Source organism: Ruegeria sp. C12 (assembly GCF_056537745.1).
In genome coordinates, this window is record NZ_JBQFSA010000018.1 from 1 (window position 1) to 10,975 (window position 10,975).

The 10,975-nt window shown below is 59.5% G+C and carries 10 protein-coding genes and 1 pseudogene; 3 read left to right on the top strand and 8 right to left on the bottom strand.

All coding sequences use genetic code 11. The annotated features are described in order from the left end of the window. Together glyA and ACR0C9_RS21660 are read left to right on the top strand one after the other, a co-directional pair. A pseudogene (gene glyA / locus ACR0C9_RS21655) lies at positions 1 to 269 on the top strand (serine hydroxymethyltransferase); the annotation flags it as partial. A gap of 18 nt (positions 270 to 287) precedes the next feature. Further along, a complete protein-coding gene (locus ACR0C9_RS21660) occupies positions 288 to 1,265 on the top strand; it encodes an HpcH/HpaI aldolase/citrate lyase family protein (RefSeq protein ID WP_480782038.1) in 978 nt (325 codons plus the stop codon). A 65-nt stretch (positions 1,266 to 1,330) separates the two neighbouring features. Here ACR0C9_RS21660 and ACR0C9_RS21665 read toward each other — a convergent pair whose 3' ends face one another. From ACR0C9_RS21665 to ACR0C9_RS21700, 8 genes are all read right to left on the bottom strand, one after another. After that, entirely contained in the window at positions 1,331 to 1,732 is a 402-nt protein-coding gene (locus ACR0C9_RS21665) for a hypothetical protein (protein WP_480782039.1), read from the bottom strand. A gap of 11 nt (positions 1,733 to 1,743) precedes the next feature. Next, entirely contained in the window at positions 1,744 to 2,445 is a 702-nt protein-coding gene (locus ACR0C9_RS21670; protein WP_480586792.1) for a hypothetical protein, read from the bottom strand. Then, positions 2,415 to 3,986: a caspase family protein gene (locus ACR0C9_RS21675; RefSeq protein WP_480586795.1), complete on the bottom strand. Its 1,572-nt coding sequence runs from the start codon at positions 3,984 to 3,986 to the stop codon at positions 2,415 to 2,417. The genes ACR0C9_RS21670 and ACR0C9_RS21675 overlap by 31 nt, the downstream gene beginning before the upstream one ends. Before the next feature lie 139 nt (positions 3,987 to 4,125). Beyond that, a complete protein-coding gene (locus ACR0C9_RS21680) occupies positions 4,126 to 5,295 on the bottom strand; it encodes an iron-containing alcohol dehydrogenase (RefSeq protein WP_480782040.1) in 1,170 nt (389 codons plus the stop codon). A gap of 166 nt (positions 5,296 to 5,461) precedes the next feature. Further along, positions 5,462 to 5,719, bottom strand: coding sequence for a DUF6525 family protein (locus ACR0C9_RS21685; RefSeq protein ID WP_170456802.1), 258 nt, complete (start codon positions 5,717 to 5,719; stop codon positions 5,462 to 5,464). Positions 5,720 to 5,721: 2 nt separating this feature from the next. After that, positions 5,722 to 6,354, bottom strand: coding sequence for a DUF1826 domain-containing protein (locus ACR0C9_RS21690; RefSeq protein WP_480782041.1), 633 nt, complete (start codon positions 6,352 to 6,354; stop codon positions 5,722 to 5,724). Further along, the gene (locus ACR0C9_RS21695) at positions 6,351 to 7,565 is read right to left on the bottom strand and encodes a GTP-binding protein (RefSeq protein WP_480782042.1); all 1,215 of its coding nucleotides are present in this window, start codon (positions 7,563 to 7,565) and stop codon (positions 6,351 to 6,353) included. Before ACR0C9_RS21695 ends, ACR0C9_RS21690 begins: the two co-directional genes overlap by 4 nt. Positions 7,566 to 7,569: 4 nt before the next feature. Further along, positions 7,570 to 8,688, bottom strand: a complete 1,119-nt coding sequence (locus ACR0C9_RS21700; protein WP_480782043.1) for a CobW family GTP-binding protein — start codon at positions 8,686 to 8,688, stop codon at positions 7,570 to 7,572. A gap of 438 nt (positions 8,689 to 9,126) precedes the next feature. Here ACR0C9_RS21700 and ACR0C9_RS21705 point away from each other — a divergent pair. Further along, a partial coding sequence (locus tag ACR0C9_RS21705) for a matrixin family metalloprotease (RefSeq protein ID WP_480627441.1) occupies positions 9,127 to 10,975 on the top strand: 1,849 nt, incomplete at its 3' end.

The following is a 10,975-nucleotide window of genomic DNA, read 5'->3' on the forward strand; positions in this document are numbered from 1 at the left end:
TGGGCCGGGCGCATATCACCTGCAACAAGAACGGCGTGCCGTTTGACCCCGAAAAGCCGACCATCACGTCGGGCATCCGTCTGGGCAGCCCCGCAGGCACCACGCGCGGCTTTGGCGAGACCGAGTTCCGTCAGATCGCCGACTGGATCATCGAGGTTGTCGATGGTCTGGCCGCCAATGGCGAAGACGGCAACAGCGCCGTCGAGGCAAAGGTCAAGGCCGAGGTCGCTGACCTTTGTGCACGCTTCCCGATCTATCCGAACCTGTAAGACAAAGGACCCAAACCCATGAGTTTTCACTCCATTGACCAGGCCCCTGCCCGCCTGAACCGCAGCGAGCTGGCCGTCCCCGGCAGCCAGCCCGGAATGTTCGAAAAGGCCGCGCAATCCGACGTGGACGTCATCTTTCTCGATCTCGAAGACGCCGTTGCGCCGGACGAAAAGGAACAGGCCCGCAAGAACATCATCGAGGCGCTGAACGATATCGATTGGGGCACCAAGACCATGTCGGTGCGCATTAACGGTCTGGATACGCATTACATGTATCGCGATGTTGTTGATGTGGTCGAACAGGCAGGCGCGCGGCTGGATTTGATCATGATCCCCAAGGTGGGCACGGCGGCAGATGTCTATGCGGTCGATATGCTGGTCACGCAGATCGAAGATGCCAAGGGTTACAAGACACGTATCGGGTTTGAGCACATCATCGAAACCGCTCTGGGAATGCAGAATGTCAGCGAGATCGCGGCAGCCTCGAAACGCAATGAAAGCCTGCATTTTGGGGTTGCGGACTATGCGGCATCGACCCGCGCGCGCACGACGATCATTGGCGGCGTGAACCCGGATTACTCGGTCCTGACTGATGCTGATGCCGATGGGGGCCGGGCGACGCATTGGGGCGATATGTGGCATTATGCTTTGGCGCGTATGGTTGTCGCTGCGCGGGCCAACGGACTGCGCCCCATCGACGGACCTTTCGGGGATTTTCAGGATCCCGACGGATATCGCGCAGCAGCCAAACGCGCGGCGGTTCTGGGTTGTGAAGGCAAATGGGCCATTCATCCCAGCCAGATTGCCCTGGCAAACGAGGTCATGTCGCCCTCGGACGCCGAGGTGACCAAGGCGCAACGCATTCTTGTCGCTATGGCCGAGGCCGAGGCACAGGGCAAAGGCGCGGTGTCACTGGATGGAAGGCTGATCGACTATGCCTCGATCCGTCAGGCGGAGGTGCTGGTGGAAAAGGCCGGGCAGATCGCAGCCGCCTAAATGACTGCTTGGGTCAGGTACTGGCGACCAGAATTGCGGTCGCCACACCAGCCAGCACCATCCCGTTACCCCGACAGTTTCGCCAAATCACTGCTCAGGGCGCGGGCTTCAGCGATGCTGCGTTGTAGGGCGGCGAGTTTGGCGTCGGGCGTCGCACCGCCCGGAGTGGTGTTCAGAACCCGATCAATGCGCGCTGCCGTGGCTGGATCAGTACCGCCAAGCGCGTCTCGCTGTTGCAGGATCCTCAGCTTCAACTGCGCCAATTCGGATTCCGATGCCCGGATTTGCGCGGACAATGCGTCATTCCGGGCTTGGGCCTCGGCAACTTCGCCCTCGGCGGCGGTGATCCGGTCGTCATAAGCCCCCGTCGCGATCCCCGAGACGCCCGAGAAGAACCCACCTTCGGCAGGGTCGGTGGTTGTCTGGCAAGCGGCCAGAAGCACACAAGGTAAGGCGAGGCGGAGCATAATCACACCCCTCATAGTGACGAGGCCAGATCGCCCGCGATGCCGCGCATCTGGGTTATCTGATTGGACAAAGCCGCCAGATCGCCATCGATGGGCGAAGCAGTCTGTCCGCGGGATATGGTCAGGTTACGCGCCTCGTTGAACTCGGCCTGTCGTTTGGTGGCCCCGTCGATGGCCAGTTCCATCTGTGTCAGGTTGCCGTTCGCCTCGGCCAGTTCGCGCTGCAAGTCGGCCTGATCCACGGTTCCCGAGGCGACCTGCGCGTTCAACGCATCCAACTCGGCCTTTTGCGCCGCCAGAACCTGATTCATGACATTGATCGTCGTCTGCATTTCGGACGCGTTGCGGTCGAGGTCCTTTTTGATCTGCCGCAGCCGCGACTCGCGCCCGGCATAGTTGCGCTGAACAAAGGCCACATAGGTGCCCGCAAGGGCGCCAGCACCCAACCCGATGGAAAATCCGGTGCCGATATCGTCGCTGCCACCGATGCCAAAGCCGATGGCCCCGCCGGTCACGCCCCCTGCAATGGCCCCTTGCAGGATGGTCTTTTGCATCGCCGCCGCCTGTTTCGCCAGATCAGCCTCGGCCTGTGTCGCGCCGCCAGTGCCCGCAGGCGGAGCAGCGGTTTGACTGGTGTCGCTACAGGCCGAAAGGGCCATCGAGACGGCAAGCACAGCTGCGCTTATTCGGGGGGTATGAGATCGGCCAGCCATTGGTAACTCCCTTTTTTGCTGTCCTCGGCCTGCGCAACATGGCGCAGGAACAGGGCGGCGTCATCTGTCAGCTGGGCGCTTGCAAGGCCCAGCGAGTTTGATCCCGATGCTGCGCTGATGATCGAGGTATCAACGTCGGGTGGAAAAAAGACGACAGACCGTCTGAGGACTTCGTCATAGTAGCTGCGGCTTTGGTCCAGCCGTCGCAGGATGATGCCTCGGGATCGGTAGATGTCATACACGTCATTGCGCGCCTGCTGCAGCACCGGCAGCGCGTCGGGGTTCGAGCGGGCAATCTCTTCGATCTGTCCCAGCGCATCTTCGGCAATGGCCAGCGTGCGTTCAACACTGCGCAGGGCAACAAGGTCGGTGCGAAGACGTTGCAATGTGGTCGCGGCCAGAAACACCGACACTTGTGCGGCATCCTCATACAGTCGCTCGGCCGAGGCGGTCTCTTGCGCGGGCAGGCGTCGGCGATAGCTGTCCAGCGCCGGACCCAGATCGCGCGTTTGCCCGTCGCTAAGGTGTCCAAGCGCCACCAGCGCGGTTGCCAGTTTTTCCGGGTTGGCTTCGGACAGCGACGCGCCCAGAACGGCCAATGACCCGGATGATCCGGTTGTCAGGGCGGCAATCCGGTCCCGTGCGAAGGCTGCGAACAGACCGTCGGGGTAGTCCTGCAAATAGTCTTCAAACACGCGGGCATCCGAACTAGACGAGATACTGCGCCACTGCGCCAGATCCGCCGCCGTTGTATCCTGCGGTGCGTCCAGGGGCAGGCCGGGGGCAAAGCTGTGTTCGTCCAGCACGGATTCTTCGACCCAGGGGATCTGACGCCCCTCGGTTTCAAGCACGACCTGCTGCCGCACCCGTCCCAACATCAGCCGCACGTCCAGATCGGGCGTTGCGATATGGTCCAGAAGGCCGGTGGTAAAGACGCTGTTGTCGCCCAGCCCGTCATAGGCCACGTTGCCGGGATCGGTGGCATAGGCAATCAGCAGGCCCGCGCCGCCGCGCATTCGAACCAGCCCTTGTGCGACCATACCACTGTCAGAAAACGGGTTATTGCGGCAGGCATCCAGCAGCAGAATGCCAACATCCGGCCCCGCTTTGGACATCACGTCGCGTACCCTGTCCAGCGTCAGGGAACTGCGTCTGAGTGCGGCCACATCACTGCCTGCAAAATCGGTGCCAATCAAATGGTTCTCGCCGCCAATCTGAACGCCGTGGCCTGCGTAAAAGAACACGGCCATCTCGGCCCCTTTGGCGGCGGTGCCGAATTGATCCAGTGTCTGTTCCATCCCGGCGACGTTTTGGTCGGTCGCCCGGATCACACTGAAACCCAGCTCGGTCAGGGCCGACCCCAGCGCGGCGACGTCATTCACCGGGTTGCGCAGCGTCATGTCCGGCGAGGCATAATTCGAATTGCCGATCAGAAGCGCCACGCGGGTCGAGGCATGACCCTGCGCGGCCACGAAGACTAAACCAAGCAGGGCAATGGTCAGAACGCGGCTGAGTGCAAAGAACGGGCGGGCTACGGGCATGCCGCCACGTTAGCGCATGGCGCTTTCAAATAACAATCGGTGCAACGGCACAGTCCAAGGACCAATGGCCAAATTACCATAGCTCCGCGTTCTACCCGCGCGGTATCAAACGACATGACCGGTCAGGTAACCTCGTGTCCTAAGCCGCCGCCGAGGCCACCGGCAAGCGCATCATCAAGGCCGCCATTTCGTCAAGGTCGTGATCCGAGACGGGGCAGGCAGAGTTCTGCGACATGGAGTGATTTGCGGGGATCTTCATGGCTGCAGCAAGGTCAGCATCCGTCAGACCCGCGCAGACGGAAGGCAGTTCTGCGGCGATGCCACAGGCGCGCATCAGGCCTATGTAAACGTCGGGCAGTGCCTCTGCCGTAGCCGGTCCTCCAAGGGCTTGGGCTGCCAGGGCGTAGTTCTCGGCCCCGTCCGATCGGGCGACAAGCCAGGGCAGGCTGACCTCCAGCGCAAGACCGGTTGCATGTCCGTGGTGGACCCGTGCCAATGATCCGAGTGCATGGCTGATATTGTGCCCCATATGCGTGTTGCAATTGTGCAGGGCCAAACCGGCGACGGTGCTGCCCCAAAGAACGCGTCCGCGCGCCTCAAGATCAGACCCGTCTGCCACCACGCGGGGCAGGGCGTCCGACAGAATGCGCAACGCTTCCAGACCATAGAGCAGACCGGCAGGGCTGGTTGAACGTGCCGTTGCCCCTTCAAGCGCGTGCGCGACCGCGTCGATGCCGGTCCACGCCGTGATGTGCGGCGGCAGGCTCAGCGTCAGTTCGGGGTCCAGCACGGCCTGTGCGAACATCAGCTCTTCGCCGAAATACCAGTTCTTCAACCCCTCGGGCGTGGACACGATCGATGTGCGCGTGACCTCGGACCCGGTTCCGGCCGTTGTCGGGATCGCGATTGCGGGCAGACCGTCCTGCGGCAACGGTTGCGCTGCCAGCGCAAAGTCGCGCGCCGGTTTTTGGCTGTTGGCTATGGCCGCAACAAGTTTGGCCGTGTCCATGGCTGCCCCACCGCCCAGACCAATGACGCTTGTGGCCCCGGTTTCCCGCGCCTTGGCCGACAGGTCATCGACCAGAGTTTCCTTGGGCTCACCCGCGACATTTGCGGCAAGAACAAAAGGCAAATTATGTGCAGCCAGATCCTGCGTCAGCCGGTCCGTAACACCAAGGTCGGCCAGAATGGTGTCCGCGATGATCAGCACCGGGCCGCCGCCCAAATTCGCCACGATATCCGGAACCTTCGACAAACGTCCGGCCCCAAAAGTCAGCGGAGGCACCCGGCCAATGTTAAACGTTTGCATTGCAACCTCGTTCTATAAGTGACGCCTTTTGCAAGCATCTTTGACGAGCAGTCATTCACGGCGCAAGCGCCGAATTTGTCCGCAAGAACGAGAACCGCCAAGCCGGTGGGTGTGTGGCGCGAAACTCACAGTTTTATTGCCTGTCGGGAAGCCTGTGGGCGCGTGGCTAGCAGGCTGCGCCCTGCAACCCGTCTTTCGACAATTGCTGGTCCTGCAGGCGATCCAGTTCCTGCAAGGCAACCTGTGGATCGCCGGTGCGGGACAAGGCGCGGTCATAGGCGCGGCGAACGGACCGGGGCCGCCAGGGCAGCGCCGCGTTTGCCAGCCACATACGCAAAGGCGGGGGCAGCCGGTCGAACTCGCGCATGGGATCTTCCCGCCGCCGCCGTTTTTTCAGTTTCGTCTGGCCAAGATTGCCCGCCATTCTTATGCGTCTTCGGTATCGAAAATCGGATCCAGCACCAGAACCAATCGGGTTTCCCCAGACCCTTCGATGGGTGGGGACCGGTGCAACAATCCCGAAGCCGGTGTCTCGGGCCAGCGCGAGCCGCGCATCACCATGGGGCACCCCGTTGCCAAGGTGAACAGTTTTTGCGGCTCTGCCCCATTGGACGAGATGCCATATTGCGTGCCGGTTCCCCGATAGGTGCAAATGAGTCGCGCGAGGATCGCGTCAATGTGGAACTTGCGGCAGGCGTTTGTGGTGACGACGCCAAGGCGCACGCGCAGATAGGGCGCGCGCATGATCCCGGCAAACCGGGCCGAGAGGTCGGCGATGTCTTCGACCAGCCATGTGCGTTCGGGACCTTCCTCAGTACCTGCGATGTCACACAGATGCTGAACGGCCTCTTTTACTGCACCGGGGCGCAGCACCATGCGTGCGGCAGGCAATTGGTCGGGATGCAGACTTTCGATCCAGTCCTGAAAGCCCAGCGGCGGTTGCCTGCGCCAGATCGCTGCCGCACAGCCGGGTTTTCGGATCACGGACAGGTCTTCGGGCCTGTCCGCAACACCAACGCCGATTGCGGCATTCCTGATCTCGGTATGTGCCAAAGTCACGCCGCTTCCCCTTCGCGTCGCCAGCCCGGGAAGGGGTCAGGCAAGTCCAGTGGCAGGGCCTCGGGACCCGAGGCCAGATGTTCGGGGACCAGACAGTCGTCCAACCGCACTTTCAATACCGGCCAGTCAATACCCGAGCCGATGAACACAATCTCTTGCCGCCGATCACCCCAGGGTTCGGACCAATGGGCCTGCATATATTCGCGCGCGCTTTCATGATCCGGCCACCGCTCTTTCGGGACCGAAGCCCACCACGTGCCCAAAGGTTTGACGGAAGACAGCGCGCCCGCCATGGAAAACTCGGCCACCCAGTTCGGACGCGTGGCCAGCCAGAAATGCCCTTTTGCGCGGATCACACCCGGCAGGTCCCCATTCAGCACTTTCAGGATCTTTTCGGGCTCAAAGGGCTGACGCGCGCGGTACACGAAACTGGTAACGCCGTATTCCTCGGTCTCAGGCACGTGGTCCGCAAACCCATAAAGTTCCTTGGCCCACATCGGATGCTCATGCGCCCTCTCGAAATCGAACAGACCTGTATCCAGAATGGCCTCGGCGGCCACGTCGGAGTGATTGGTCTCGAAGATGCGCGCGTCGGCGTTCAGGCTGCGGATGATCTTGCGCGCGGCATCGGTTCGGTCCGGCCCGGCATCGACCACCTTGTTCAGAATGACCACATCGGCAAATTCGATCTGTTCCACCAGCAGGTTGACCAGCGTGCGGTCGTCTTCCTCGCCCATGGTCTCACCCCGGTCGCGCAGGAAATCGTGGCTGGAGAAGTCCTGCAGCAGGTTCACCGCATCCACCACCGTCACCATCGTATCCAGCCGCGAGACATCGGACAGGCTTTCGCCCAGCTCATCCCTAAAATCAAAGGTCGCTGCGACCGGAAGCGGTTCAGAAATACCGGTGGATTCGATGAGCAGGTAGTCAAAGCGGCCGTCTTCGGCCAGTCGGCGCACCTCTTGCAGCAGATCATCGCGCAGGGTGCAGCAGATGCAGCCGTTTGACATCTCGACCAATGTTTCATCGGTGCGGCTGAGTTCCGTGTCCGCGCGCACAAGGTCCGCGTCGATGTTCACTTCGGACATGTCATTGACGATCACCGCGACACGACGGCCTTCGCGGTTGTTCAGGACACGGTTGAGCAATGTGGTTTTGCCCGCGCCGAGAAAACCGGACAGGACGGTGACGGGAAGTCGGGTATCGGTCATTGCGTTAATGCTCCGTAGGATTTTGAATGTGTGTGGGATGTGGTTTGCGCAGCAAATCGAGGCTGCGCTGAATCTCGGGCCGGTTCAGGTTGCGTCCGATCAACACGATGCGGGTGCGGCGGTCTTCCCCGGTCCAGTTTTTTATCGGGACAGGCGGATCAAAGATGTGCTGGACCCCGTGGAACGCAAATGGCGTCTCGATTCCGTCCAGAAACAGGATGCCCTTAACACGCAGGATGTCCCGGCCTTTGTGGGCGATCAGAGTGTCGAACCACTTGTCAAAGAGGTCGTCATCCAAGGCCTCGTCCAGAACAATCGAAATGGACGTTATGTCGGTGTCATGACGGCGAAACTCGATCGTTGATACGGGGCTGGCCGCCGAGCCCGGCAGCAGCCCGGACAGGTTGCCAAGAGGGTCCGCATTTTCTTTGGGTGTCGTCCAGGCCAGTGCGTCCTGTTGGCCTGCGGTGTCGCGCATGCTTGTCAGGTTCCACATCCCGTTCGCGCTGAATTCGCGATCCGAAACGCGCATGATGCTGGCGGTCGGGTTCAGGTCACGGAGCCGCTTGGTCACGGCCTTTGATTCAGTGTCAGAGACAAGATCCGTCTTGCTGAGCACGATCAGATCGGCCAGCGCAACTTGCGAGACGGCTTCGAATTGCGCATCCAGCGACCCGGGGCCGTTGACGGCGTCCACAACGGTGACGATGCCATCCATCCGTGTATTCCGCGCCAGATATGGATCAACCAAAAGCGTTTGCAGGATCGGTCCGGGATCGGCCAGGCCCGTGGTTTCAATCACGATCCGGTCAAAGTGCAGCATGCCTTCGTCGCGCCGGGCAAGCAGCTTGACGAACGTGTCCGACAGATCCCCGCGGATCGAGCAGCACAGGCAGCCGGATGACATCAGCATCACGTCGCCGTCCACCGATTCAATCAGATCGTGATCCAGCCCCGCCTCGCCGAACTCGTTCACGATCACCGCAATGGGTCCCGAACTGGACTCCGCAAGTATTCGGTTAAGCAGTGTCGTCTTACCCGCCCCTAAGAACCCGGTGAGCAATGTCACCGGGACGCGCAGATCATTGGTCGGGTTTGGCGTGGTCTTTGAGGCGTGAGTCATGAACATGAGCATGAGATGAATGTAATAACATTACATAGTTATGGGAAATCAAATCGAGTGTCCAGATGGCGCGGGGCGATAGGGTCAAAGTGCCTTGATCATGCGCCTTTGACGTAGGAAGATGCCACAGAGAAAATGGGTGTGAATTGAAGTTCAGGTGAGTCAGGCCGCCTCTTCAAAACTGAACTAATGGCGTATGTAAGATATAAGTATTTGTTATGGTTTAGATATTCTCTGCATGCAGATTAGGTGCGCGGGTTTTGTCGACCGTCCGTTCTCAGTTGTTGAGAAGAGGCCACAGTCAGTAGTGTCAGGGTGACACGCACTGGACATCCTTTAACCAAAAGATCAATTTCTCGCTTAAGGCGAGAGCCTCGCCACAATAATGACAACTTGGACATGAATCTTCTTGTCCAAAGAATTTTTTAGGGCCTTGCAATGGTTGTTAATATTTCAACTCCTCCTTCGTCGTCTCCACTGAGCGCGATCCAAGGAACCCGCGCGTATGGTAACGGTAACCCGAATACCACAACGACGATTACCTATAACTTTGACCAATATGCGGGCTCCACCCCTTGGACAAACGCGTACAAAGACGATTTCAGGAAGGCACTGGCTGTTTTTGAATCCGTTGCCAACATACGGTTCGTAGAAGTCTCTAATTGGCAGGACGCTGACATTTACGAGGTTCTTGCACCGAATTCCAACCCGTACTTCTTCGATTCCCCGTATACGCTCGGGTATCACTATACGCCCTCAAATAACCCCTCCGAAGGTGCCTTCAGCACGGATTACTGGGATGCAGGCCCGGGTGGGAACGGGGATGCCGGAGGCTACTTTTTCACGACTCTGCTGCACGAGCTGGGCCACGCACTTGGCTTGGCTCACCCGCACGATTCAGGGTTGGGTACAACAGTCATGCGCGGCGTCACAGGACCGTTCGATTCTTTCGGAGCTTCGGGTTTGAACCAGGGTGTCTACACCGTCATGAGTTACAATGACGGTTGGACCTCCAAGAACGGAATTCTGCCGGTGGACGCCAAATGGGGTGGCGCTACAGGATTGGGTGCGCTGGATATTGCTGCGCTGCAAAACATGTACGGCGCGAACAATTCGTACAACTCGGGAAGCAATACATACGATCTGGCCACAAGCAACGCCAGCGGCGTCGGGTATCAGGCCATTTGGGACACAGGCGGATCCGATACAATCCGTTATTCTGGCAGTGGGATCACAGTTATCGATTTGCGACCCGCCACCCTTGATTATTCGTCTACGGGCGGCGGCGGCGTGTCTCATGTTGGGGGCGTAAAAGGCGGGTTCACGATTGCGGCCGGTGTTGTTATCGAAAACGCATCGGGTGGATCTGGGAAGGACACCATTTTTGGCAATGCCGCCGTAAACACTCTGAATGGTAACGGCGGCAACGACACCTTTTTTTCAGCCTCCAACGGATCGAACAACAACACGATCAACGGCGGTGGCGGCAGCGATACAATCTACCTCGCCAATGGATCCGGCGCAGACACTGTAAACGGTGGATCCGGTAACGACGTCGCCATTGTCAGAAACAATACAGGTTCGTTCTCGGGTGGAACTGGCACTGATACGGTCAGATTCGTAAGCGCCATCAGCAAGTATCTGTTCATCAACAATGGCAGTACCTACGAGTTTCTGGACGTTATCACCGGCAGAACCTTTACAGTGTCCAGCGACGTGGAGCGTTTCGAGTTTTCGAATGGAAATCTGGGCTACAACCTTACTCAGTTGACGAACGCAACTCAGATCTCGGACGTCGAAACGACTGGAACCGCGCTTCAACACGCCGCGCAAGGTATCTACCTGATCGGTGGTCCGGGTTCGAATGTCGCAGTTACTTTCAATGGTCAGGTTATGGGGGAGAATTCCCTCGTTGGCTGGACGGCCATTCAAGTTGAAGACGATGGCCAAGGATACCTTATTCTTTGGCGCAATGACGATGGCCGTTACGCGGAGTGGACGCTTGACGATCAGGGCGCGCGTTTGAGCGGTCGCCCGATTGCGAATGTTGTCGATGTCGAGGTGTTCTACGGCGTTGATCTGAACAATGATGGCACAATTGGTCATGTCACGACGACCGTTGAAGATGACGGCGCGACAACGCTGGCGTCGTCGACGCGTGGGGTTTACCTGATCGACGGCAGCACGGAAGTGACGTGGAGAGGGGACCAGATCGGCCCTGACAGCCTGCCCGGCTGGAGCGCGATTCAGGTTGAAAGCAACGGTCCGGGTTACCTGCTCCTGCTGC